This window comes from Methanococcus mangrovi, from assembly GCF_054506835.1.
Genome location: NZ_CP197114.1, coordinates 1,465,156 through 1,490,753 on the forward strand (window position 1 = coordinate 1,465,156; position 25,598 = coordinate 1,490,753).

Genomic DNA, 25,598 nt, shown 5'->3' on the forward strand with positions numbered 1-25,598 from the left:
TAAATGGTGACTCGATTGAATGAAGATATCCACATAATGGAAGTTCTCGGAAATGCGAAAGTTACCGTAAAAAATGGGAAAGTTGTCGATGTTAGCGATCCCATATTATCATTTTGTCCTCTTTTTGCAAAACATCGTGGAATTAAAGAAATTAACAAAGAATCAATCCAAAAAAACGTAGAATTTAGGATTGAAAGTTTTGGGCTATTTACAAAAAATAGGGTTGTTTTAGATGATGCTCCCTTTGTTGGTTTTGGAACTTCCGAAATTTTCATGAGTGCGTTAAATAAAGGATTTTTAGATGCAGTTGTTGTTGTAAGTGACTGTGCTGGAACTGTTGTTACAGATAATCCAAAACTCGTACAGGGTTTATGTGGAAGAATTTCTGGAATTGTCAAAACTACTCCGATAAAAGAAGTAATTGAAAAAATTGAAAAAGTTAAAGGAATAGTTTTATCAAAAGAAGATGCTTCAATTAATCAGATCAATGGCGTAAAACTTGCAATTGAACTCGGTTACAAAAAAATCGGAGTTTCTGTTTCCAATTTAAAAGATGCTTTTGAAATAAAAAAATTGGAAAAGAATGATGTAAAAATCATAACCTTTGGAGTTCATACTACGGGAATAAACCTTTCAGATTACGACGAATACTTACAGTATATCGATTTAATTTCAGCGTGTGCATCTAAAAATCTTTTAAAATCAAAATCACTCAATATAAAAGCTCAGGCTGGAAGCGGAGTTCCAATATTTGCACTTTCAAATTCTGGAAAAGAACTTTTATTTGAACGATTAAAAGAAATTGATAAGCCCATTTTGATAACTACAAATGAATCTTTACCTTACTTTACAGAACCTCCTCAATAATCTTTTTTATTGGTGTATATCCATGTTTGCAATCTTAAAACTAGGCGGGAGCATCCTCTGCGATAAAAATATCCCGTACTCGATAAACTGGGAAAATTTAGAAAATATCGCGATTGAAATAAAAGAAGCGATTGAATACTACAAATATAAAAATGAAGATTTTAAACTAATTATCGTTCACGGTGGGGGCTCTTTTGGCCACCCTGTTGCAAAAAAATATCTTAAAGACGGAAAATTTGAAGCCATGGGTAAAGGCTACTGGGAAATTCAAAAAGCAATGCGTAAATTCAATAACATTGTAATTGAAGAACTCCAAAACTTTGAAATTCCTGCAGTTTCAATTCAGGCTTCCTCGTTTATTACTTTTGATTGTGAATCAAATTTACATTTTGACACAAATGCAATTGAAAAAATGCTCGATAAGGGATTGATTCCAGTAATTCACGGCGATATTGTAATTGATGAAAAAACGGATAATTTCAAGATTTTTTCAGGAGATCACGCACTTCCATTCCTTTCAAAAAAATTGAATCCTGATTTAAGCCTTCACGCGTCAGATGTCGATGGAGTATGGGATTCAGAATTTAAAATAATCGAAAATATCAATTCAAAAAATATTGAAGATGTTTTAAAATCGTTGAAACCATCAAATAAAGAAGATGTAACCGGTGGAATGCATCTAAAAGTAATGGAATGTTATAACTTAGGCATTGAAACGATAATCTTCAATGGAAATAAAAAAAGAAATATATACAATGCCCTTTTAAAAAATGTAAAAGGAACATTGATAAATTAATTTTAAATTATTTTCTGTTTTTAACTTTAATGAAGTCTCCAAGTGTAAAATCACTTTCATTATTGCTTGCTTCGTAATTGTAGTCTCCTTCTTCGTAGAAAGAAATTCCGAGTTCTTTTTCGAGGATATTTACGTATTTTTCCTCTGGTTCGATTTCGTTTCTTTCTATTTTATGAATAAGAGATTCTTTAATTCCTACAGCTCTTGAAAGTTCCTCTAAAGTCATGTTTTTCTTTTCCCTTGCTTCTTTTACCAGAGAGCCGTAATCTTCGACCAGAGTTTTTAAATTATCAAACATGTCCTTTTTAGGTCTTTTAACTGGTTTTTCTTTTACTTCAGTTTTGAATACTGCCTTGGGTTTTCTTGAATATCCTTTAGGCGACATGCCAAACTTTGCACAAGCTTCGCAAACATTCATTTCTACGCCTTCTACTCTTGTTTTAATGATATTCTTAACCTCTTTTCCGCAGAGTTCGCATTGCATACCTACACCTTAATATATCAAATTTAGAGATAGTTTTAACCAATTTATCCTGATTACATAGCATTCAAATGGTAAATGCTTCATTAGAGAATATATTTTCAATTATTTAATAGTATCTATTTTTTGTATTTATATATTATATCCATAAATTTATATAGCTCAAATAAATTATAAACATATACCCTTATTGAAAAGTTATAAATGTTTTCGATTAGGTGTAAAAACTGTTTTGCGAGAAAGAAAATCAATGAGAAAGCGCTATATAGCACATTTTTATCATATTTATTATGGAGGTAAATCATGAGTTACCCAGATGATGATTATTCCACAGACATAGAAAAAAATAAACTGGATTTAAAAGAATTTAAAGAAAAAACTCAGATTGCAGAGTTAGAAAGCAAAGTTTTGAGATTGGAATTAAAAAATAAAGATATTAGTAGAGAGAATGTACAAATTAAAAAAGAAAATGAAATATTAAAGCGAGAACTTGATAAATTAAGAATTCCTCCATTAATACTTGGTACGATACTTGACAGGGTAAACGAAAGAAAAGCAGTTGTTAAAAGTTCTACAGGGCCAAATTTCCTTGTAAATCTTTCACAATTCGTAGACCCTGAAGATATTGTTCCAGGAGCAAGAGTTTGTCTAAACCAGCAGACACTTGCAATCGTTGAAGTACTTCCTAAAGAAAAAGACTACCGAGCTATGGCAATGGAAATAGAGGAGAAACCAGACATTTCCTTTGAAGATATCGGTGGTTTGAACAACCAGATAAGAGATATTAAAGAAGTAGTAGAACTCCCACTTAAAAACCCAGAATTATTCGAAAAAGTAGGTATTGTTCCACCAAAAGGAGTATTGCTCTACGGTCCGCCAGGAACTGGAAAAACACTCCTTGCAAAAGCTGTTGCATACGAAACCAACGCATCATTTGTTAGGGTTGTTGGTTCCGAACTTGTTAAAAAATTCATCGGTGAAGGTGCAAAACTTGTAAGGGATGTTTTCAAACTTGCAAAAGAAAAATCACCTTGTATCATATTTATTGATGAAATCGATGCAGTTGCAAGCAAAAGAACTGAATCACTAACTGGTGGAGACAGAGAAGTTCAGAGAACTTTAATGCAGCTTCTTGCAGAAATGGATGGTTTTGATTCAAGAGGCGATGTAAAAATCATCGCTGCAACGAACAGACCAGACATTTTAGACCCTGCAATACTCAGACCTGGAAGATTCGATAGAATCATTGAAATTTCAATGCCTGATGAAGATGGAAGACTCGAAATCTTGAAAATCCACACCGAAAAAATGAATCTTAAAGGCGTGGATTTAAGAGAAGTTGCAAAACTTGCAGAAAACATGGTTGGTGCTGACTTGAAAGCAGTATGTACCGAAGCAGGAATGTTTGCAATAAGAGAAGAAAGAGAATTCATCAAAATGGATGACTTCAAAGAAGCGATCTCAAAAGTTACTGGCAAAAAAGAAAAATGCAGCTACGACATGCCGCAATTAACCGTAATGTACGGATAATTACTACTATTTTTTCAAATTATTTTTATTTTAAATTTTTTAAGTGATTGTTATGAAAATTGGAATTATTGGAGCTGGCCTTGGGGGCCTATTAAGCGGTGCAATTTTATCAAAAGAACACTCAGTTACAATTTACGAAAAACTTCCATTTGTTGGAGGAAGATTTACAAATATTCCCTACAAAGGGTTTCAATTGACTACCGGAGCACTTCACATGATACCCCATGGAAATGACGGGTATTTAGCACAGACTCTTCGAAGAGCAGGAAGTTCTGTAAAAATAGTAAATTCCGTTCCTGACGGGTACTTCAGAATAAACGGAAAAAATCACGAATATAAAGACATTTTGGGACTTTTACCAACAAAGGAAAAATTAAAAGGAATAAAACTTGCAGCAAATTTAAAACTTGGAAAAATTGATAAAAATATGCCATTTGGTGAATTTTTAGAAGATATTCCCCTTGCTCTTGCTGTTGGAAATTCATTTAGCGGTTGGGCTTTAAGTTTAAATGCATATGACACCCCAATGTCAGAAATTATGGAAATAAGTAGATTATATCATAAGTTTGGGGGCCCCGGAATTCCTGTTGGCGGATGCAAAGGAGTTATTGATAGCCTCGTTGAAATAATCAATAAAAACGGCGGGAAAATCTATACAAATCATGCTGTAGAAAAAATCGAAGTTGAAGAAAGTAACGCATTTATCGATTTAGAGCATTTTGATATTGTAATAAGCAACGCCTCTCCAAAATTAACAGAAAATATGTCAAATATTAAATTCATTGAAAAAGAACCGGTTCCATCAAAAGGAATAAAAATAAACGTTGCAAGTAAATCAAGTCTCGTGGACGGTGCAAGCGTCATATTTACAACAGATTGCGAAAGAATTAACGGTTTAAACCAGCCTTCAAATGTTGACGGGAGTTTGGCAAAAGAAGACTACAATTTAATAATGCTTCACGCAACACAACTCAAAAACAACACTAAAGAAGAAATAAACCTTGCTTTAAATGACGTTGAATCATTATTTGGTGGAAAAGACTACGAAGTAATATCCATCCAAAGTTACGGTAATGGCTGGCCAGTAAACCATGCTTCAAATGGAACTGACCTAAATCCAATCGTTAGAGATAACTTACTTCTCGTTGGCGATGGTGTAAAAGGAATCGGTGGAATAGAAGTCGAAGGAGTCGCAATGAGTGTTATGACCGTTTTAGAGCATATTGAAAAATTGAAAAAATAAATTATTATCTTATTATTTTGACACCCGTTGCTTTAAACATTACACATAATGTTTTATTTTCTTCAATTTCCAAAGCTTCGAGAGAATTTGGTGTAACAAGCACTTTTAGATCAACACCACCAATATCCAAAGTTAACCAGACTAAATGGCCTCTTTTTTGAATTTCAGTAACTTTTCCATTAAATACGTTTTTTGCGGAGCTATCAAAACATTTTGAAGCAACGATTATATTTTCGGGCCTAATTGATAATTTTACATTCTCGCCGACTTCTGCAATATCTGAAGAATACATCTTTACTCCAAAAACATCCAAAACTGAAAGGCCCCCCTGTACTTCTTCCACTTTTGAATCGAGAATGTTTGTGCCCACGAAATCTGCAACAATTTCAGAAGCGGGACTTGAAAATACTTCTTCAGGGGTTCCGTACTGGTAAACTCTCCCGCCTTTCATGATCAAGACTTTATCTGCAAGACTCCAGATATCGTCAAAATCGTGAGTTACATGTAGTACCGTTGTTCCATATTTTTTTATTGCGGTTTTAACGAGTACCCTTATCTTTTCTTTTGTTTTAACATCTAATGCACTGAAGGGTTCATCCATAAAGAGTATTTTTGGCTTTATGATAAGTCCTCTTGCAATGGATGCTCTCTGCATTTCGCCGCCACTTAATGTTTCAGGTTTTCGGTTTAACAGATGATCGATTCCAAGTAATTTCGTTATTTGAAGAATTTCTTCTTTTATGACTTTTTTATCATTCAATTTCTTTTTAAGGCCGTATTCGATATTTTCATAAACTGTCATATGAGGAAACAGTGCATAATCTTGATAAATTATGCTTATATTCCTTTTTTCAGGGTCTAAACCTGTTATCTCTTTTTCTTCCAAAAATATCTTTCCAGTTTCGGGAGTATAAAATCCAAGCGCGGTTTCTAAAAGTATGGACTTTCCACTGCCTGTTGGTCCAATTATCGTTACGTAATCCCCTTTTTCAACGCTTAAATTAACGTTTTCTAATTTAAACTCGCCCAGATTGATATTTAAGTTTTCAATTTTAACGAAACTCAAAATTTCCCTCCTTCGTATTTCTCAAATATCAAAATCGCGATAAAGGATATCATTAGAAGTACAATTCCACTTGAAATCGCCATCCCAAGGTTCCCATATGACATGTTCAAGTACAACGTTATTGGAAGCGTTTCTGTGTACATGTACGTCCCGCCTGCAAGCATCAAAACTGTTCCAAACGTACCCATGCATCTTGCAAACGCGATTATCGATGAAGCAAAAATCCCGCTTCTTGCCATTGGAAGGGTAACATTTTTAAAAGTTTCAAACTCGCTGTATCCAAGGCTTCTTGAAACGAGTTCATATCTTGGGTTGATATCTTGAAAAGTAGAACATACAATCCTTATTGCATATGGAAGTGCTGTAAAAATCTGAGCTACAACTATTCCTAGTTTAGTAAATACTACTTTTATTCCAAAAAACTTTAAAATGTCTCCAATAAATGTCTGACCGAATAAAAGTAAAAGTGCAAGCCCCAACACGAGTTCTGGGAATGCTATTGGTAAATCAAGTATTGCTTTTACCATGCTTTTTCCGGGGAACGAATATCTTGATATTGCATACCCTGTAGGAATTGAAAACCCTAAAACAAATGCTGTCGAAATTAATGAAGAATATAGCGATACTTTAAGAGAATAGATCATTTCGGGATGAAATAACGCTGCAAAAACGTCTTCAAACTTGGGAACTAAAACAAGTGAACTTATCGATAAAAAAAGTAAAAATGTAAACAAAAATGTCAGAAAAATTGACATTTTTTTGAAATTAATTAGTTGCATGGATTAAAACCCCACTCCTGCCAGATTTCGAATGATTCATCAGAAACTACATAATCATTGAAAGCTTTTGCAAATTCAACGTCTTCTGCTAATGTAGTAACTGCAGTAGGGATTGTTTTTATGGTATTTTGTTCTTTTGGTATTTGAATAACTACAATTTTTCCTTCTGATTCTGCCCATGTAACCATGTCTTCCCATATAATGGTTGCATCTGCCTGTCCTGTTGCTTCATAGATTAAAAGCTGGTTTACAGTAGGCGTGAAAACTTCAACATTTGAATTTACGTCTTCCCATATTCCGTTCTTTTCACATATGCTTTTAGCAGTTTTTCCGATAGCACATGCTTGCGGGTCCCCTAAAACAACAGATAAATCTTCTCTTGTTAAATCTTCGAGACATGTTACATTTTTAGGATTTCCTTCAGGAACTGCAATAACTGGAACGTGGTAAACCACTTTTACAACAGTTTCATTTAATATATATCCGCCTTTCATTGCATCTTCAGTATATTTGTATGCGCCTGGAATAAATACGTCACATTCGCCGGTTGTAGTTAAAACACCGAATACTTCAGCACTTCCACCATAATGAACCTGAACTTTTGCTCCAGTTTCATTTTCAAAATTAGCGATTATTTCATTCATAGGTTTCATCAAACCTGCTCCACAGCATAATCTTAATGTTTTACCATCGTATATCTTTTCAGAACCTGCATCTGCCGAATTATCCGTACAGCCTGAAAAACACGTTAGAAGTAAAACTCCAACAATTCCTAGTACCAATATTCTTTTCAAAGTATCACCGGATTTATGGGGAATAATATTTTCGCACATATGCTCAAAAATAAAAAATGCGAAAAAAAATAAGGGATTTTAATTATCCCATTGTGACTAAGCCACTTAATTCTTCAGGAACAGTTCCAACAGCGATTGCTGGGCTGATTGCAGGTTGTCCTGAATTTTCGAACACTTCTGGGTGTTCTAAAACCATTTTCACGAAATTAACTCCTTCTTCGTAATCATCTGCATTTGAAGGTACAGTCATTCCGTAAACGATTGGTTTTGCAAGAATTGTGCTGTTTTGTCCTTCTAAGATTATGCTTGTTGTAGCGTAATCGTCTGCATTTGCATAGCTTCCAAGGTTAATTTCATTAGGAAGTTCGATATATGACAAGTTGTGCTGGTTTGCAACACTCTTGTAGATAAATAAGTAATCGTATGCACCAGTTTCTAAAGGACCTAAGAGGTCTACTTCTTTGCTCCTTAAGAATACTTTTTCTTCGTTAACTTCAATTGATGCAGGGCTTCTTACAAGGTAAGTTCCATCTGCATTTTCGTCAACTTCAAAGTTTGAATTTTTAAGCATTAAGTTGTCGTAGATAGTTGAATCGTTGTAAGCTGCTTCTGCAAGCTGAACAACCATCTGGGTTCTGTAACCACAGGGGTCGTCATTAGGGCTTGAGAAACCGTATTTTACACCGTCTCTTTGGAAAATTTCGTACCAGTTGTCTGAAGTAATTTCATCGTGATACTGGCTGTTATCAGTGTATGCAATAACAAGTTCGTTTTTTGAAACCATTACATACCAGTCTGCATAGTCTGGCATCATCATGTCAGGGATTAACGTGTAATCTGCAGAAGCAAGTATTTCTGCAGTTTTGTTTAACTCAGTAATTTTTCTAACACAAGCAACACTGCCTGCAGATTCTCTTTGAACATCCACATTAGGATATTCGTCTTCATATAATGTTTCATATTCCAAGAAAGGAACTGCAAGACTTCCTGCGTGGAATATTTTTAACACTTTTTCTTCTGGAGTTGCATCGTCTGAAGTTGAGTCAGAAGCACTCTGGTCTACGCATCCGCTGAACGCGAGCACGAGTAAAATCCCGAGTGTTGCAACGATATTTAATGATTTTTTCAAAATACCACCACCATTTATGGTTAACACCTATCTTATGTGCCTAAAAATTATATATACATTACTAAATAAATTAGGGCGTAATATACTATAATTAAAGATATTATATGATTAAAATGAGTTAACCAAAATTAATTACTCCATACATAAATAAAAAAACTTTTTTTAAAGATTTACAGATAGTACATGCTATTAACATGATTTTTTCAAAACAGAAAGCTAAACTCCAATTTATGGAAATATTGATATATGTAGGAAAATAGAAAAATACTAACGATAATTTCAACGCGGTATTTTTAATTTTATTCAGTCTTTTTTGGTGAGGCCCATGTATGCGGAAATTTCAGAAGAAGAATTATTAAAAAAGTTTGACGAATGTATTAACTCAGAAGATGTCAAAAAAAAGACAGAAGCACCTAAACTTTTAGGAAGACTTGGATTAAATGAAATTAAAAGCCGGATGGATGCCATTTTACAACTTGCTGCAGAAGAAAACATTTCAATAAGATTAAATTTAATAACTGCATTTTCAAATATCTTAAACAAATTTCCTGAAGTATTTAGCGAATTAATCAGTTATATATACTTTAATACGGAATTTTCGAATAATATTTTGTTAGAGCATGCCAAAAACGAAATAAAATCGTTTAAACCGGATGTAATAGAAAGACACGTTGAATATTTCAGGAACGGAATTTATTCAAAAAATACTGAAGAAAGGCTAAAATCAATCGTTGGACTTTCTTTAATTTCCAGATTCAGTCCTGAATATTTGGATAAAGCACTTTCTGAAATCGTAATGGTTTCAACATATGATAAATCCCAGTTAATACAGCTAATCGCACTTGGAACCCTCGATGATTTTTCAGAACTTGATAGAAACCTTTTAAGGTATTCATACATTGTTTTCAATGAAAAAACGGATATAAAACCATTGGATAATTCAAAAACCAATACTGAAATCTCTAAAGCACTGATAAACCTTGCAATTTCAAAAAAAATGAATGAAAACACGATAATTGAATTATTGCCTTATTTATCGAGTGAAAACGACTTTTATGCACTTCTTGCTGCAATAGCACTTCACAATAATATTTCTGAAGTTAAAACTACTTTTTCAAATTATACTCTGGTATTTTATACCCAAATTTCAAAATTTTACAAAAAACATATGAACAACCTACCGCAACTGGTTTCATACTATTTAATTCTTGATATAAGTCGTATTTTAAATTTAGAACTTAAAAGTGTGGATTTTGAAAAGGTATTTTACTATTTAAAAAAGAATATTTTTAGAAAAAACCACCTATCAAAATCATATTCTCTAAAAATTCTTTATACATTATACAAAACGGAAAAATTAGATTTAAACGGAAAAATCGATGAAATGTTTGATGATTACCCATTTAAAAATATTTTAAAGGAACATCCACTCTGTTACCATTTTGGAATGCCCCTTTTACTTGAAAAATATAATACTATCCCGGATGTTGAAGAAAGCCCATATTTAATTAATTCTCTTGAATTAAAACTGCAATACATGAGTGACGTGGAGATAAACAGACGTTTAAAATCTGCTGAAAAGAAATTTGAAAGCAGTTACTGGCTCGACCGCTACGAAAGTGCAAAAAAATTTGGAACCATTCTCCATTCTGATATTTCAAAGCATTTTATGAATTTTGACCTCGTAAGCCAGATTCACCACGATGAAGTATACCTCGTCAGAAACATTGGGATATGGATTCTTCGTATACTCGTAAAATATGATATAAAAATTCCTGAAAAAATTATTTTAGAGATAATTGACAGTTTAAACAGCCCATACTGGGAATTAAGATTCGAATATTATTTATTATTAACTGAATTATTCGAAAAAACAAAAATACTAAACAATAGCAATACTGCGTTAAATATCAAATCAGTACTCGAAAATCAGTTTGCAACTGAAAAACATAGCTCTTCAAAAATAGTTATAAAAAATCTTTTGGATAAAATATCTAAAAATTTAGAAAACAGTTCCCAGACGTTTTATGATGTCCCCGATAAGGACACGTATTTGGAATCATTCCTTGAAAGTTCAATTACGGATACGTTTTTAGAAAAATTAAAAATAAATTTAAACAGCTACATCCTGAAAAACGATGAAGAAAATATTTTAAAAATGTTAAAATTCCTTAAAATACGTGAATCAGAACTTGATTGCTCATATTTGCTTGAAGAGATTGTAAAATTAAAAAAATATGAAGATGCAAATTATCTCTTAAATAATATAAAACAAAGGTCCATATTAATTCCAAGTTCCATAGAAAACAAGATATTAAACAGCTTAAACAACCCGATTCCAGAATATAAAAAGGATGGATTGGAAGAAATTCTCGTGTATTTAAACGAAGGATTTGAGCTTGATAATGAAATTGGTATTAGTGTAAAAGAAACTTTAGTAATGTACAGGGATGAAAAATTAACCGATCTCTGCCTTAAGATATTAGAATTACAAAATGATATAGAAAGTGGCCGTCTTGTTCGTGAAAAAAAAGAATTTGATGCCTATTTAAACGATTTAAAAGAAATTAAAGAACAGTCTGATGAAACTATCAAATTGATGTCTCCAAAAGAACTATACGTGGTATTAAGCCACCAGTTGCATAAAAAATCAGGCTATAACTATAAATCAATTAATTTCAACGATATTTTATACTTTTTATTGGATTATTCAAAACGTCCATCAGTAATCCTGACTACAATGATATTAAAAATTCTAAAAAACGTTGTTAATGACCCAAATTCAAATATTTTAAACAGCAGCGATATCGATAATCCAAAAGTCATGGATAATTTATATTATTTAATTTTTTCAACGGATTACGAGATATTATCCAAGAACGCGCTTTTGTTAACCGCTGAAATCGTTAAAAATAAACCGGAGTGGCTTTTAAAAAATATAAGTGACAATTCTAAGAATAAAAACTGGTCTTTATTTTTAAATTTACTTTTAACTTATCCCGACGATAAAGTAATCAGCGAAACTCTAAGCGCAGTCGATTATTATTCCAAAAACTCAAAATTAGTAACTTTTTCTAAAGATTTTCCGGAAAAACTCGTTGCATTATTAAATACTTCAAACTGGACAAATTTTAAAAAAATCTTGAATATACTTGCAAACTACCCTATGAATGACGAAATGTTAAATTTTGCATCAAAACTAATGCTTGAAAAAATCGAAAATTCAAACGATGATTCCAAATTAATCTTGTTAAGATTCTTTAAAATTCAGGATATATCCAAATTAAACGAAGATTTAATAACAAGACTTTTAGGCCTTAAAAATTCCAAAAATTATGATATAAAAAGAGAAATTGAAGAAATCGAACTAAAAATTACACACTAACCCAGAAGGGATACATATGTACCAAAATCTACCGGAAAAAGACCTCGTAAAACTTTTTGATGAGTATATCGCATCTGAGGACTATAAAAAAAGAGTAGAAGCTGCAAAAATTCTTGGATTCCTCAGTGAAGATGAAATTGAAGAAAGAATACAGAAAATCGTTTTATTAAATTCAGACTTAAATATTGCAGTATTATTAAACTTACTCAGTTCAATAAAAAGTGTTATTTTAAAATACCCAAAAAAAACCGAAGAACTTTTAATACACGTATATATAAACACCGAATTTTCAAACCACCTCGTATCTGAGTTTTCAAGACAGATTATCGATTCAATAAACCCCAAAGTAATTGATAACATAGTAGTAAAGTACACCTCGAAATTATATTCAAAAAACAATTTTGAAGTTGCAAGGGCACTCCTCGTTTTAGGATTCGTTTCAATACATTCCCCAAAATACCTTAAAAATTCGCTTCCTGAACTCTCGATGATTTCGCTCCATTCAAACTCCGAACTCCTGAAAATTCTCGCTCAGGCGATACTTGATGGATTTGAAAACATCCCTAAATTGATTATAAAAGACCTTAAATTTTTAATAGAATCACCAGATATTGATGAAAACAGCTCTTTTGATGAAACAGACTTATTTAAAAAATTAGTAATCCTCAACCTAAAAAAAGAAATTAGTATCGATGAATTATTGTTTATTTCAAACTATGTAACTCACTCTGACCCTGAGATAGCACTTATTTCTTCGATAACTCTTAAAAAATATAAAAATTTGTTAAAATTAGATGAATCCAAAAAAGAAGATATTTCAAAAATTTATTCTTCAATTGGTATCGCTTTAGATAATATAAACGAGATTAATGCTTCAAATGCAATTCTAACTTCAATATACCTGGCCATTATTGTAAATCCAGACATGCCTGTTGAAACCTCGTTAAAACTCATTAAAAATTTGGTTACAAAATATGTAATACATGAAAATTATTTAATCAGTGCATGCGGGCTTGAAATGCTGAATTCGTTTGTTTTGTTACATGAAGATGAAATAAATTTAAATATTGAAAAAATTCTTGAAAACAATGATACTGGAAAGTTATTTAGAAAAAACAGCTTAAATTACTACGCCGGAATCAAATTACTGGTAAATTTAGGACGATATGATTTATTAATCCCTGAAAAAAACCCTCACTTTGACGAAAACCTTGTAGCTGAATACAATAATCTTTCAAAAAGCGCCATGTTTGAAAAAATAAAAACGCTTGAAAAAGATTTTGAAAATAAAGACTGGTTATACCGGTTTGAAATTGGAAAAAAAATCGGAAATTTGCTTTATGCATGTCCATACGAAATAAAGTACAGCGAAGATGTTATCAAATCGGCCCTTAACGACCCAGTCTACCTCGTAAGATCTGTTGGAATATGGGTTCTTCAAATTATTGCTGAAAAAGATTTTAAAATTAAAGAAAGCTTGGTAATAGAAGCTATTTCCGGCCTTGACGACCCAAATATGGAAATAAGACAGGATTGTGCAATTTTTTATAATAAATTGCTTAGAAAATATCCTGAAATCCTGAAAAATCAGGAAATAAAGTATGAATTACAAAGCGCCCTTATAACAAAGTATTTTACAGACCATTTTAAAATTGTTCAAACCATGTGTGAAGATACTTTAAAATTAATCCCTAACTCGGGAGAATTTATAGGTTATAAGTCTAAAAGTATGGATGAAAGGTTTGAAATACTTGAAAAAGTACTTGACACTCTTGAATTTAAAAAACCAGCAATAATCAGGATTAAAGTAAAATTAAGAAGTTATATCAGGTCCAAAGATGATAAAAATATATTAAAAATACTGAAATTCGTTGAAAAACAGGATTTAACCGAAGAATATTTTAATATAATCTATGAACTGTGTAAACTTAAAAACGACTTTGAAATTGCAAACAACCTGTTAAACCGTTTGAAAATAAAGTTTCCAGAAGTTCCAAAATCACGTGAAAACACTATTTATGAAAATTTAAGCGAACTAATTATTTCAAGAAGAATAGATTCCTTAAATGAAACTTTTGAATATATGTTGGAAGATTTTAAAATTAGTGAAAGAATCACGAATAAAATAAAAGAATTCGTGATATATCCGCAGGCAGACCTCGAAATTACAGAACTTTCCTTAAAAATACTCGAAAAAATGAATACTGCCGAATCTACTATAATAGTTAAAGAAAAACACGAACTTGAAAATTATTTATTGAATAATAAGCCGGTACCAGAAATGGTTAATATTAAAAACCAGAACTGGCAGGAGATATATCATTCGTTAACATTCCTGTTAACTAAAGATTATGAAACATTAAACTATGTACATCTTGAATATTCCGACCTCGTGAAATTTAGTATCTTGGAATCTGAAAAAAACTCTTTAATAATTTCGATAATACTTTTAGACACTTTGATAAATAATTTAAAATCAAATGACGTTAAATTATTAAACGAAATTGATGACTGCAAAAAATCAGTGCTTAAAAACCTCTCAAAAATCATCCTTAATGAAGAATACCCATTCCTATCCCACAAAGGCGTTTTATTATTAAAAACAATAATATCCAAAAAAACTTCGTGGTTTAAAGAAGCAGCACTGATGGCCGAAAATTTGGAAGAATATTTACCACTTGTTTCAAAACTTCTTGATGAAAATACGCCACAAATACAGGTTGAAAGCTTAGAAACACTTGCAAACATGGTAAAATTAAATGTTAAATGCACAGAGTACCCAGAAATTCATGAAAAAGTCCTCAAGTTAATAAGTAACGATAAAAAATGGATAATATTTAAAAAAGCTCTTGAAGTAATATACTCATGTAACTTTGAAGATGACGAAGAAATGCTTGAAAATGTTAGTAAACAAATCCTCAAATACCTTAAAACTTCAAATGATGACTCCAAACTATTCCTGATAAAATTCTTTAAAATAAAAGGAATAGATAAAATACCGGATTACTTGTTTGAAGAATTAAAAGAATTTAAAAACAGTCCAAATCCATATGTGAGCTCAGAAATAGCAGAATTAATTCAAAAAAGAAGAATGATTAAAATTCAATAATTAATCTTTTTCTACAAAATTTTTCAAAAAGTATTCGTATGCAATAATTCCATCGTCTGAGAGTTCCGGGTGGAAGGATATTGCCATTATATTTCCTTCTTTTACACCAACGATATTTCCGTCATCTTTTGAGATTATTTCTACATTATTTGAAAGAATTTCGCCAACTTGAGGGGCCCTGATAAATACCGCGTGTATATTTTTTCCACCCAAAATTATTTCTTTTTCAAAACTATCCTTTTGGCTACCGTATGCATTTCTTTTTATCGTTACATTCAACATTTCGAGTAATGGTTGCTCTTTTCCAGTTCCCTTTGATAAAAGAACCATTCCTGCACAGGTTCCAAGTATCGGGATTTTTAAATTTCTAATTTTATCGATAAATCCGTAACTTACCATCAATTTTCCAATAGTGGTACTCTCCCCACCAGGAATTATTAAAGCATCTATTCCGTCTAAATCGTCCAGAGTCCTTATCCTTTTAGGAATACAGTTTATTTTTCTAACTGCATCTTCATGTTCTTCGATATCTCCCTGAATACCGAGTATTCCCATTATTTTCATAAATTCACCGTTTTTTATAAATTGTACTTATTACGGAATAGTTTTGAATCATTATTTAAAAATTTGTATAATAAATTATATATCTAAATTAATAAATATATATTCCTAAAATAAAAAATGGGGCCGAGACCGGGAATCGAACCCGGGTCGAGGGATCCACAGTCCCTCAGGATAGCCACTACCCTACCACGGCCACAAAAATCATTCTTTTACGATTGATATAATGCAGGGGCAGGGATTTGAACCCTGGAACCACTACTGGACAGGATTCTAAGTCCTGCATCTTTGGCCAGGCTCGACAACCCCTGCACTTAAAAATAAAATGCTCCAGCCGGGATTTGAACCCGAGTCCCGGCCTCGAAAGGGCCGGATGATTGGCCGGACTACACCACTGGAGCTTGTTTCAGATTATATGGGCCCGATGGGATTTGAACCCATGACCACTCGGTTATGAGCCGAGCACTCTAACCAGCCTGAGCTACGGGCCCGTACCCGGTCTTGAGAGTGAATAATTTGTTAGAAAAAATGGCGCCTCCTGCAGGGCTCGAACCTGCGACCTACGGATTAACAGTCCGTCGCTGCTACCTACTGAGCTAAGGAGGCTCGCTGTCTTACTACTTGACCGCACAATAACAATCAACATTCTGCTATATAAACCTTATGTAGTAAGGTATTTATACTAAAAAAGATATGCTTAATTGTGGATTTAACTGGAAATTGCCAAGGTAGTTCAGCCTGGGAGAACGCTGGACTGAAGATCCAGTTGTCGGGTGTTCGAATCACCCCCTTGGCACGTTTTTATTTTGGGAGTATTAATTTATTAATTTAGATATACTGTTTTATGTGTTATTTTTTAATAATAAGATGCTATTATTTTATTGTAATATAAACTGGTGCAATAATGAAGATTATCGGAAGTATGGGTAAAAAAACGGAAAATTTAAAAATTGACGCTAAAAAATCATATTTAAAACGTATTGCAAAAAATGTAAAAGTTTCAGAAGGGGAACGGGCTGTTGAAGATATTTTAAGATGTATATATAGAAATCAGCCAATTTCAACAAAAAAAATAGGTCAGTATGTAAAACTGCCTCTTCCAATTGTATCTAAAGTTAGATCTATTCTTGAAAGAGAATCCCTCTTAAAAAGGGACGATAGAGGAGCAGTATTTTCCAAAGAAGGTGTCGACTTTGTTGAAAAAGAACTTGGACTTAAACTTAAATCTGATTTGAAATGTCCCGTGTGCAGTGGAAGAAATATCGTATTTGATGAAAAATTTGAAAAAATATTGAAAAAACACAAAAATTACGCTAAATTAAGACCCCAAGTAAACACGATGATTGACCAATCTTTTGCAACGCCTGAAACAGCCACTGCGAGAGCTGCAATGATGGCTGATCGGGGAGACTTGGAAGGAAAAAGAGTTTTATTTGTAGGGGACGATGATCTTACATCAATTCCAACTGCAATGACCGGACTATGCAGTGAAGTTGTTGTTTTGGATATCGATGATAGACTTTTAAAATTAATTTCAGAAGTATCTAAAAAAGAGAATTTAAACATTAGAACTGTAAAATGGGACTTTAAAAATGAACTTCCAAGTGAATTTGTAAACAAGTTTGACACAATATTTACCGACCCACCATATACACTAAACGGCGCAGTACTTTTCATGTCAAGAGGTATCGAAGCCCTTGGAAACGACGGAATATTGTATCTTGCATTCTCCCACAAGCCTGTAGAAGAATACATTGAACTTCAAAAATCAATCAACAATATGAACTTTTTAATTTACGAACTTATTCCAGGATTTAACTTCTATGAAGGAACAGAAATTATTGGAAACACCACATTTTTAGCAAGACTTGTTGGTAAAAACTTGAAAAAAATAGAAGTTAATTCTGAAAAAATATACACTGGAGAATTAAAACCAACCTTAAGATACTATCAGTGCATGAACTGTAAAAAAATCCATGAAGTTGGAAATGAAATAAAAAGAATCGAAGATTTAACCTGTGAATGTGGTGGAAAGAAATTTTCAATGGTTAAAAGAGCTAAAGTAAAAGAATAAAAACCAAATCATAACGATTATATATTATTCAATCGCCAATATTAAATACAAAGTATTAATCAGGGTGATTTATATTTTTGAAGGAGTGAATCCTATAGCAATATTTCCCTTAATTGGATTATATTATCGTCTTACGCATACCAATAATAATTTACTGCTTGAATTTATTTTTTACTGGCCCATATTTGTAATTAAGTTATTATATTGGGGGGCACTTACTTTTGCAATACTCATCAGCGGTGGATTGATATTGCTCATATGTTTTAATATATTCTTTGTAATAATTGGCACGATATTTGGGGGGCCGTTTTTAGAACTTGTAGATTGGGTTAATCAAGCACGGGGGGATAGCGTGGTTTATACAATATTTACAGTTTCTAAGATTCTTGGGGTAATTTTAGGTTCATACTCTGCTGCAATATACACAGATGACTAACAGACCCAAATAGAATAAAAAAAACTAAAAAAGAACTTTATTTTTTTAAAAAACTTTTTTAAATAAAAAAAGAGAATTATTCTGTTAATAAAACAGCGTTTACAACACCATCTTGACCAGGTCTTGAGGTAACTTTTGCTTTACCCATTTCTGTTTCGATGATTGCGCCTTTTGTCATAACGTTTCTTCTGATGTAGTGTTTGTTTGCTTTGTTGTCGAGAACTTTTGTTACAGCAACTTTTTTACAAACTTTGTTTGCTTGATCAAAGACGTTTGCGTAGTTTGTTTTTTCCAACTTAACTTTTAAGTTTGCGCCTCTGCATCTTACAATTTTTCTTTTGATTCTGTCTGAAACTTGTGTTTCTGCTGCAGGTCTTCCCATTTCTCTTTTATGTTTTTTTGAAGCTTTCCAGATTTTAGCTCCGGTTGAGAGTCTTCTGCTTGCTCCTTGCCAAATTGCCATGATTACACCTTGTTTGCGTTTATTTTTTAAAAAAATCGAAGTTTTTCCGTATATATAACAAATTTTTTGAGAGAGTATGCGAGTATAATATGTGATTGCCATGATAGTATAAAAAATTAACTGCATTTCAAAATAGGTTAAATAAGTATAATAGTTTGATTATTTTACCGAATCTTCAAATAAAAGCTTTAAAATCGCCATTCTGACAGGAACTCCATAAAATGACTGTTTAAAGTACCTTGCTTGTGGAAGAGTATCAACTTCAGAATCGATTTCATCAACTCTTGGAAGCGGGTGCATGATAACTACATTTTTGTTTCCAATGTGCTCTTTTGAAAGCCGATATATTCCTTTTACCTTGTAGTATTCATTAATATCAACAAATCTTTCCTTTTGAATCCTTGTCATGTAAACAACATCAACATCGTCAATTTCAACATTGCTCATTTCTAAAAGTTTTATTTTTCCACTAATGTCCTCAATTACTTCTCTTGGCATTTTAAGTTCTTCTGGAGAAATTAATTTTATTTCTACGCCCTTGAAGAGAGATAATGCCTGGCACAAAGAATGAACGGTTCTTCCGTACTTTAAATCACCAATAAATGCGATTTTTAAATTTTCAATGTGTCCAACTTCTCTTTTAATCGTGTATAAATCAAGAAGTGTCTGTGTAGGGTGCTGGTTTGACCCATCTCCAGCATTTATAACAGGAACTTTTGAATTTTCACTTGAAAGTCTTGCAGCCCCTTCTGAAGGGTGTCTTATTGCAATTAAATCACTGTAACCGCTGATTACTTTGATAGTATCTGTTAAAGATTCGCCCTTTGTTACAGAAGTGTTTGAAATATCCGTAAAACCGATAACGTTTCCACCAAGCCTTTTCATTGCAGTTTCAAAAGAAAGTCTTGTCCGAGTTGATGGTTCGTAAAAAAGTGTTGCAAGTATTCTCCCGTTTAAAAAATCACAGTGACCTTTTTCATTTAAAATAGCTTCCATTCTTTCGGATTCGTCCAAAATATTTAAAATTTCTTCCCGACCGATGTCCCTCATCGAAATTAAATGCCTCATCAAACCACCGACATTTTTCATTAGTTATAAATTAAATATATATAAAATTATGGTGCAACATATATATGCAGACGAGGTGTATTTATGGAACCTGTTCAGATTATCGGGATTATCGTTGGACTTATTGTTATTTTAAAAATTGCAGTACAGGCTAAAAAAAGCACAATTTCACCATTTACTGCATTGATGTGGATTTTAGGATGGATTTTTGTAATGATAATGGTAAGTTTTCCAGATTTCCTTGGAAAAATTGCACATATTCTTGGAATAGGTCGAGGTATTGACTTTTTGGTGTATTTTGGAATCATAATTCTGTTTTTCTTAGTTTATAAATCATATTTAAGGGCAGAACACCTTGAAAGAGAAATTACGACAATTGTTTCAGAAATTGCAATTAATGAAAGATACGATAAAAAAACAAAAGGTGAAAATGATGGAAAACAGTGAATTAGTTATGGAAACTGCGCCTTATGTTCAGAATATGGACTATTTAAGAGAATTAATTGAAGAATCCGAAAATATTGACGAATTAAAAATGAAATTAACAGAATTAATAGATAATGAACAAAACGTTGCAAAAAAGACCGATTTGAAAATTTTAATGGAAAAAATAGAAGAACTTGGGCTTTAATTTTTAGGTTTTCTAAATTCGTGTTCAAAATCTTTGTCGTAAAGTTTTGAATAATCATAACTATCAGGATTTGTCACATTCCCAACGATTATGAGTGCTGTTTTTGTAATTCCTTCGCCTTTTACTTTTTCAGAGATATCTTTTAGTGTTCCAGTGATTTTTTTCTCGTCAGGCCATGATGCATGGTAGACGACTGAAACTGCAGTATCTTCCGAGTATCCGCCTTCGATTAATTCACTGCATACTTTTTCAATCATTCCTGTTCCCAAATAAATTGCCATTGTAGCGTTGTGTTTTGCAAGCGCAATTAAGCTTTCTTTTGCAGGTTTTGGAGTTCTTCCTTCAGGTCTTGTAATTATTACTGTTTGTGAAACATCTGGAAGAGTTAATTCAGATTTCAAAGTTGCTGCTGCTGCAAAAAGGGAAGTTACTCCAGGAATTATTTCTACGTCGATATCGTATTTTTTCAATTCATCGATCTGTTCTTTTATCGCACCGTAAAGTGCAGGGTCTCCAGTATGAACCCTTACAACAGTTAATCCGTTTTTAATTCCGTTTACTGCAACGTCAATTACTTCATCAAGGGTCATCGTTGCACTGTTGTAGATTTTTGCATCCTTTTTATTGTAATCCAAAACTTCAGGATTTACTAACGAACCTGCATAAATTAAGATATCTGCACTTTCGATTGCATTTTTTCCTTTTATCGTGATTAATTCCTTGTCTCCAGGCCCTGCTCCAACAATAATCATTTTTTTCATTATTTCACCGATTTATTAAAATTATTCAGTTGCTTTTTTCAAAATTTCATAAGTTGTTCCATATATCACGTTGCTTTTGCAAAAACCCGGTAAATAGGTTGCAGCTTTTCCAGAATTCGTTGCAACGTTTTTGTATCCCATATCTTCGATTGGAGCTACGACCATGCATGTATCGACGACTACTTTTCCGCCAGCATCTTCAATAATTTTCGTGTATCCCATCCTGTCAGCAATCGATTTCATGTGAATTGAAGTACAAACCCAAACATCTGCATTGAATTTAGCGTTTTCAGCTTTTACAAATTCTGCAACTTCTTTGATTTCGTCAAGACTGCAGTGTGGACATCCGATACAGATTAAATCTGGTTTTTCTGAAGTTTTGAATGAATCATATTCTTTCTCAAAATCTTCTTTTCCAATAACGACTTTTTCAAGACCCTTGATTTCCAGTCCTTTTTTAGCTTCTGGAGTTATTCCTTCGACGTGGTATAATGCAACACCACCACTTGCTGCAAGTGCTGCTCCAAGTGCTTTTAAATAATCATTTTTAATTGATTCACAATTTTTAAATTTAAAGCATGGAATTCCGTTTTTTACAATTTTTCCAGTGATTCTTCCCAAAATTCCGTAAAATGAACTTGCATCTTCAAGGTCCATATCAACTTCAAATACTTGTGTTGGGAGCCGGTTTTCATCCAGATGGTAGCCGTAACATGGTGTTTTTCCAATTATTGCAGCTGCTAATGCAGAAGGCCCACCTTCCCTGTTTGTCCTTGCACCAATTACTGAATTTACATAAGCTACCGCAGAAGACTCTGCCCATGCAACGTGTGAACCAAAAACAGGTACGTTTCCAGTTAAATACGGCGTACATGTACAGCTTATTTCAATTTCCATTCTTTTAAAACAGTCAATTATTTCGAGCTGTTTTTTTGCAAAATCTTTTGGAAATTTAAGTTCATCGTATCTTATCAAATCCATTCCAGCAGGATTCAATGTAGTTGGAACAGATGCCTTTAAACCCTGATCTGCAAGGTCTTTTAAAAATTCTAAACCCTTTTCACCGATAGTTTTATACGAAACTCCAGACACTTGTGCAGAAGATATATCTACTAATTTTTCTGCTCCGTAAATATCGCCTAATGACACAAGTAAGTTCATGCAGGTTTCGAGGGCTTCCCCGTATTCGCCTGCATACAATTTTTCCTCTTCTCTCGTTAGATGCATAATTTTCACCTTTTACCTTACTAATTATAGAGTACCAAAATATAAAAATAATGGAGATAGTTTTAACTCGTGAAAAAATGGAAATAACTGCAACACCGATAAGAACCAGATATATTGATAGAAACGAAGACTTTGTATCAGAATCCATAAATTCTTTGAAAAAAGAAATAAAACAAGGATTTGAAATAAAAAACGGGGACTTTTTAGTAGTTAGCGAAAAATTCATAGCTACAAGCGAAGACAACTTTGTAGATGAAAGTTTGGCGGACCCTAAATTCTGGGCATATTTTACATATTATTTATCGAAATACGGTTGGGGATATGTTTTAGGCCCGCTTTTAGGAACTCGGGGCGACAGGGTTAAAAATTTAAGAAAAATGCCAAAAAAGGAAACACTAAAACACAAACAGATTGTAATCGAAAATGTAGGGTTAATATACGCACTAAAACCTGCATCAGAAGGTGGAATTGACTTAACAAACGTTCCAGGCACTTATGCTTCATTACTTCCAGAAAATCCTGAAAATTCTGCAAAAAAACTTCACAAAAAAATAAAAGAAGAACTAAATCTCGATTTAATCGTCATGGTAATCGACACAGATGCAACATACAGATTTTTTAACTGGTATGTTACAGCACTTCCGATCGCAATTGAGGGAATAACCTCAAAAATAGGTGTTTTTGGCTACATTTTAGGAAAATTTGGAAAAATATTAAATCAGGGCGGCCTTTGTGGCGCAACACCACTTGCAATTTATGGAAACGAAAATTACAAAAAATATCCCTTAAAAACGATTCTATACATTGCAAATCTGTCCGATACATCTCAGGTTCCATATACTAAATCAATTCATGATTTGATGAAAAAATACAACACTTTTGAGATAACCGTCGATGTTTTAAAAGAGATGGAACACAGCCCCTTAGTTATTGTAAAATGTGAATAATTTAAAAAAAATAAAAAAATTAAAAAAGTAAAAAATCCATGTTTGTAGCCTATTTAAACAGGGCACCGATTAAAAAAGCTATTAAAACTAAATTTGTTACTATTTTTATATTTCTTGAAGCATTTTTTGCCTCCATTTTTGATGGATTGATTACGAGCTTGTATATGCCAATCAAAAATAGCAGATCACAGAGAACTACAGAAATCATGTAGTAAATTCCAAAAAATCCAAATAAATACGGTAAAGGGCTCAAAAAAACTGCAAAAATTAGTAAAAATGCAGCAATGTATATCGACTTTTCACCACATTTTATAGGAATTGAAATTACCTTTTCTTTAATATCTCCTTCAATGTCCTCGTAATCTTTAATTATTTCACGGGACCACATCGCAAATAACGCACACAAAAAGAGCATTATTGTAACATCGATGTTTCCAACAGCAATTCCACCAAAAATAAATATTGAACCTGTTAAATAAGCTACAATCAAATTTCCAATGATTTTATTCTTTTTATACGTACTTGCATACTGTTGGAGTACTATCGAATTTAAAACTGCCATTATAAAACATATTATATTAAACATTGATACAAATAGGCCCATAAATACTAACAAATACGAAAATATCCTTGCTTCAGTTAATGAAATTCTTTTTGAAGGTATTGGTCGTTCTGGTTTGTTTATACGGTCTATTTTTAAATCATAAATATCATTTAAAGCATTTCCAAATCCGCAAACTAAAAAAACGACTATTGATGCAAGAATAAGGTTATCAACCATTGCAATGTTAAAATAAGATGCAATCATTCCCCCGATGAATGCTCCAAACGCTGCTGTCAAACAATTTTTTAACCTGATTAACTCGAAATATGCTTTTATATCCATGTCTTCACCTACATTAAAATATATAGCCATAAACTTAGATAAATAGGTTAATACTTCTAAATCATGTGATAAAATGTTGAAATTTGGAACCGCTGGAATCCCGATAAATGCTAAAAATACAGAAACTGCACTCGAATATCTAAAAAAAATCAATCTTGATGCAATGGAACTTGAATTTGTCCGCAGTGTGAATTTAAAAGCTGAAAAAGCAAATGAATTATCAAAAAATTTGAAAATTACCTTAAGCGCCCATGCCCCATATTATATCAATTTAAATGCAAAAGAACCGGAAAAAATTGAATCCAGCATTAGAAGAATCGTTGATTCTGCAAAAATCATTAGTATTTTTAATAAAAAAAATTCTGAAAATAAAAACGTGGTTTTTCATGTAGGTTTTTATTTAAAACAGGATGAAAATTTAGTTTATGAAAAAATTAAAACAAACCTTCAAAAAATACTTGAAATAATTGCTGAAAATAAAATAAATGCCATGTTAAGACCCGAAACTACTGGAAAAATCACCCAGTTTGGAAGCGTTGATGAATTAATCCAGTTATCAACTGAAATTGATATTATGCCCTGTATTGACTTTTCACATGTTTATGCGCGAAGCCTTGGAAAAATAAATGATTACAATTCATTTTCAAACATTTTATCAAAACTTGAAAATAACCTCGGAAAAAAGGGAATTAAAGATATGCACATCCACATTTCTGGAATTGATTTTGGAAAAGGTGGCGAAAAAAAGCATTTTCCAATTTTAAATTCCGAATTTAACTATATGGGCGTATTAAAAGCTTTGAAAGATTTTGAATGTTCTGGAACCGTTATTTGTGAGAGTCCAAGATTAGAGTATGATGCACTTATTTTAAAAAAGAATTATGAAGAATTGTAAAATTTACTGCTGAACTGGAACTATTGAAATTTTTTTAAGGGAAGTTCCTTTTTTACATTCTATTTTTTCAGGAAGTATGGATGCCACTTTATATTTTCCAGATACTCCTTCTGGATGGCATAATAAGTAATTTTCACAGCACACTCGATCGCACTGGACATCTGCATGAGTTAAAGTTACCCCTTCAAGAGCTTTTTTAGACTCTATTATTATTGTAAATTCCGCAGGAGTTACTTCTACCACCTTAACACCGTTTTCGTGGACTGTGCACGGGTGGTTTGCAGAACGAACACTTACAATTTTATATCTTGTTCCAACTTCCAAGTTGTTGTGGCATATCCGTTTAAATCTGCATGGTTCACACTCTTCAAGGGGTCCGAGATAAATAAACTCGTTTCCCGTTTTTGCAAGCTCGCTACCGATTAAAGTTATTTTTTTCATGAATAAATCACCGATAATAAGATTGAATA

At 32.5% G+C, this 25,598-nt stretch carries 24 protein-coding genes and 6 tRNA genes; 13 read left to right on the forward strand and 17 right to left on the reverse strand.

Features of this window, described 5'->3' with window-relative positions:
- Positions 1–15 precede the first annotated feature (15 nt).
- On the forward strand, positions 16–867 hold the full coding sequence (locus tag ACS5L2_RS07950) for a methanogenesis marker 8 protein (RefSeq protein WP_459201476.1): 852 nt from the start codon (positions 16–18) through the stop codon (positions 865–867).
- A 22-nt stretch (positions 868–889) separates the two neighbouring features.
- Entirely contained in the window at positions 890–1,663 is a 774-nt protein-coding gene (locus ACS5L2_RS07955) for an isopentenyl phosphate kinase (RefSeq protein WP_459201477.1), read from the forward strand.
- Between the two features lie 7 nt (positions 1,664–1,670).
- Here ACS5L2_RS07955 and ACS5L2_RS07960 read toward each other — a convergent pair whose 3' ends face one another.
- On the reverse strand, positions 1,671–2,147 hold the full coding sequence (locus ACS5L2_RS07960; RefSeq protein ID WP_459201478.1) for a multiprotein bridging factor aMBF1: 477 nt from the start codon (positions 2,145–2,147) through the stop codon (positions 1,671–1,673).
- A 300-nt stretch (positions 2,148–2,447) separates the two neighbouring features.
- On the opposite strand from ACS5L2_RS07960, the gene ACS5L2_RS07965 reads away from it, so the two are divergent.
- Together ACS5L2_RS07965 and ACS5L2_RS07970 are read left to right on the forward strand one after the other, a co-directional pair.
- Entirely contained in the window at positions 2,448–3,674 is a 1,227-nt protein-coding gene (locus ACS5L2_RS07965; protein ID WP_459201479.1) for a proteasome-activating nucleotidase, read from the forward strand.
- Positions 3,675–3,726: 52 nt separating this feature from the next.
- Positions 3,727–4,917 (forward strand): NAD(P)-binding protein, encoded by a 1,191-nt coding sequence (locus ACS5L2_RS07970; protein WP_459201480.1) that lies wholly within the window; start codon positions 3,727–3,729, stop codon positions 4,915–4,917.
- A 4-nt stretch (positions 4,918–4,921) separates the two neighbouring features.
- On the opposite strand, the gene ACS5L2_RS07975 is transcribed toward ACS5L2_RS07970, so the two are convergent.
- From ACS5L2_RS07975 to wtpA, 4 genes are all read right to left on the reverse strand, one after another.
- Positions 4,922–5,983, reverse strand: coding sequence for an ATP-binding cassette domain-containing protein (locus ACS5L2_RS07975; RefSeq protein ID WP_459201481.1), 1,062 nt, complete (start codon positions 5,981–5,983; stop codon positions 4,922–4,924).
- A complete protein-coding gene (locus ACS5L2_RS07980) occupies positions 5,980–6,762 on the reverse strand; it encodes an ABC transporter permease (protein WP_459201482.1) in 783 nt (260 codons plus the stop codon). The genes ACS5L2_RS07975 and ACS5L2_RS07980 overlap by 4 nt, the downstream gene beginning before the upstream one ends.
- A complete protein-coding gene (gene modA, locus ACS5L2_RS07985; protein ID WP_459201483.1) occupies positions 6,753–7,556 on the reverse strand; it encodes a molybdate ABC transporter substrate-binding protein in 804 nt (267 codons plus the stop codon). Before modA ends, ACS5L2_RS07980 begins: the two co-directional genes overlap by 10 nt.
- 82 nt (positions 7,557–7,638) lie before the next feature.
- Positions 7,639–8,688: a tungstate ABC transporter substrate-binding protein WtpA gene (gene wtpA / locus ACS5L2_RS07990; RefSeq protein WP_459202634.1), complete on the reverse strand. Its 1,050-nt coding sequence runs from the start codon at positions 8,686–8,688 to the stop codon at positions 7,639–7,641.
- A 322-nt stretch (positions 8,689–9,010) separates the two neighbouring features.
- On the opposite strand from wtpA, the gene ACS5L2_RS07995 reads away from it, so the two are divergent.
- The gene (locus ACS5L2_RS07995; RefSeq protein WP_459201484.1) at positions 9,011–12,070 is read left to right on the forward strand and encodes a hypothetical protein; all 3,060 of its coding nucleotides are present in this window, start codon (positions 9,011–9,013) and stop codon (positions 12,068–12,070) included.
- 16 nt (positions 12,071–12,086) lie between these two features.
- Positions 12,087–15,179 (forward strand): hypothetical protein, encoded by a 3,093-nt coding sequence (locus ACS5L2_RS08000; protein ID WP_459201485.1) that lies wholly within the window; start codon positions 12,087–12,089, stop codon positions 15,177–15,179.
- On the opposite strand, the gene pdxT is transcribed toward ACS5L2_RS08000, so the two are convergent.
- The 6 genes from pdxT to ACS5L2_RS08030 all read right to left on the reverse strand — a co-directional run bounded on the left by pdxT (position 15,180) and on the right by ACS5L2_RS08030 (position 16,346).
- The gene (gene pdxT / locus ACS5L2_RS08005; protein WP_459201486.1) at positions 15,180–15,743 is read right to left on the reverse strand and encodes a pyridoxal 5'-phosphate synthase glutaminase subunit PdxT; all 564 of its coding nucleotides are present in this window, start codon (positions 15,741–15,743) and stop codon (positions 15,180–15,182) included. It abuts the gene before it with no gap.
- A 118-nt stretch (positions 15,744–15,861) separates the two neighbouring features.
- Positions 15,862–15,936, reverse strand: a tRNA-His gene (locus ACS5L2_RS08010).
- Positions 15,937–15,967: 31 nt separating this feature from the next.
- A tRNA-Leu gene (locus ACS5L2_RS08015) sits at positions 15,968–16,052 on the reverse strand.
- A gap of 14 nt (positions 16,053–16,066) precedes the next feature.
- Positions 16,067–16,141 (reverse strand) — tRNA-Glu (locus ACS5L2_RS08020).
- A gap of 15 nt (positions 16,142–16,156) precedes the next feature.
- A tRNA-Ile gene (locus ACS5L2_RS08025) sits at positions 16,157–16,231 on the reverse strand.
- Positions 16,232–16,269: 38 nt separating this feature from the next.
- A tRNA-Asn gene (locus tag ACS5L2_RS08030) sits at positions 16,270–16,346 on the reverse strand.
- Between the two features lie 116 nt (positions 16,347–16,462).
- On the opposite strand from ACS5L2_RS08030, the gene ACS5L2_RS08035 reads away from it, so the two are divergent.
- The 3 genes from ACS5L2_RS08035 (at position 16,463) to ACS5L2_RS08045 (ending at position 18,250) form a co-directional block, all read left to right on the forward strand.
- A tRNA-Phe gene (locus ACS5L2_RS08035) sits at positions 16,463–16,536 on the forward strand.
- A 108-nt stretch (positions 16,537–16,644) separates the two neighbouring features.
- Positions 16,645–17,814, forward strand: coding sequence for a bis-aminopropyl spermidine synthase family protein (locus ACS5L2_RS08040; protein WP_459201487.1), 1,170 nt, complete (start codon positions 16,645–16,647; stop codon positions 17,812–17,814).
- Positions 17,815–18,064: 250 nt separating this feature from the next.
- Positions 18,065–18,250 (forward strand): hypothetical protein, encoded by a 186-nt coding sequence (locus tag ACS5L2_RS08045; RefSeq protein ID WP_459201488.1) that lies wholly within the window; start codon positions 18,065–18,067, stop codon positions 18,248–18,250.
- 76 nt (positions 18,251–18,326) lie between these two features.
- Here the strand turns inward: ACS5L2_RS08045 and ACS5L2_RS08050 are convergent, their stop codons facing one another.
- Positions 18,327–18,713, reverse strand: coding sequence for a 30S ribosomal protein S8e (locus ACS5L2_RS08050; RefSeq protein WP_459201489.1), 387 nt, complete (start codon positions 18,711–18,713; stop codon positions 18,327–18,329).
- 159 nt (positions 18,714–18,872) lie between these two features.
- Positions 18,873–19,781, reverse strand: a complete 909-nt coding sequence (gene pyrB, locus ACS5L2_RS08055) for an aspartate carbamoyltransferase (protein WP_459201490.1) — start codon at positions 19,779–19,781, stop codon at positions 18,873–18,875.
- A gap of 84 nt (positions 19,782–19,865) precedes the next feature.
- Between pyrB and ACS5L2_RS08060 the strand changes: the two genes are divergently transcribed.
- Together ACS5L2_RS08060 and ACS5L2_RS08065 are read left to right on the forward strand one after the other, a co-directional pair.
- Positions 19,866–20,228, forward strand: coding sequence for a DUF2304 family protein (locus tag ACS5L2_RS08060; protein ID WP_459201491.1), 363 nt, complete (start codon positions 19,866–19,868; stop codon positions 20,226–20,228).
- Complete coding sequence (locus ACS5L2_RS08065) at positions 20,215–20,412, forward strand: hypothetical protein (RefSeq protein ID WP_459201492.1); 198 nt, start codon at positions 20,215–20,217, stop codon at positions 20,410–20,412. The genes ACS5L2_RS08060 and ACS5L2_RS08065 overlap by 14 nt, the downstream gene beginning before the upstream one ends.
- On the opposite strand, the gene cobM is transcribed toward ACS5L2_RS08065, so the two are convergent.
- Together cobM and ACS5L2_RS08075 are read right to left on the reverse strand one after the other, a co-directional pair.
- Entirely contained in the window at positions 20,409–21,173 is a 765-nt protein-coding gene (cobM, locus tag ACS5L2_RS08070; RefSeq protein ID WP_459201493.1) for a precorrin-4 C(11)-methyltransferase, read from the reverse strand. The genes ACS5L2_RS08065 and cobM overlap by 4 nt on opposite strands.
- A 21-nt stretch (positions 21,174–21,194) precedes the next feature.
- Positions 21,195–22,400 carry an aconitase X gene (locus ACS5L2_RS08075; RefSeq protein WP_459201494.1) on the reverse strand — a complete coding sequence of 402 codons (1,206 nt, stop codon included), beginning with the start codon at positions 22,398–22,400 and terminating at the stop codon, positions 21,195–21,197.
- Between the two features lie 50 nt (positions 22,401–22,450).
- Here ACS5L2_RS08075 and ACS5L2_RS08080 point away from each other — a divergent pair, with 50 nt between their 5' ends.
- Positions 22,451–23,347 (forward strand): coenzyme F420-0:L-glutamate ligase, encoded by an 897-nt coding sequence (locus ACS5L2_RS08080; protein ID WP_459201495.1) that lies wholly within the window; start codon positions 22,451–22,453, stop codon positions 23,345–23,347.
- A gap of 49 nt (positions 23,348–23,396) precedes the next feature.
- Here the strand turns inward: ACS5L2_RS08080 and ACS5L2_RS08085 are convergent, their stop codons facing one another.
- On the reverse strand, positions 23,397–24,233 hold the full coding sequence (locus ACS5L2_RS08085) for a UbiA family prenyltransferase (RefSeq protein WP_459201496.1): 837 nt from the start codon (positions 24,231–24,233) through the stop codon (positions 23,397–23,399).
- A gap of 73 nt (positions 24,234–24,306) precedes the next feature.
- Between ACS5L2_RS08085 and ACS5L2_RS08090 the strand changes: the two genes are divergently transcribed.
- The gene (locus ACS5L2_RS08090; protein WP_459201497.1) at positions 24,307–25,128 is read left to right on the forward strand and encodes a TIM barrel protein; all 822 of its coding nucleotides are present in this window, start codon (positions 24,307–24,309) and stop codon (positions 25,126–25,128) included.
- A gap of 3 nt (positions 25,129–25,131) precedes the next feature.
- Here ACS5L2_RS08090 and ACS5L2_RS08095 read toward each other — a convergent pair whose 3' ends face one another.
- Entirely contained in the window at positions 25,132–25,569 is a 438-nt protein-coding gene (locus ACS5L2_RS08095; protein WP_459201498.1) for a UPF0179 family protein, read from the reverse strand.
- Between the last annotated feature and the right edge of the window lie 29 nt (positions 25,570–25,598).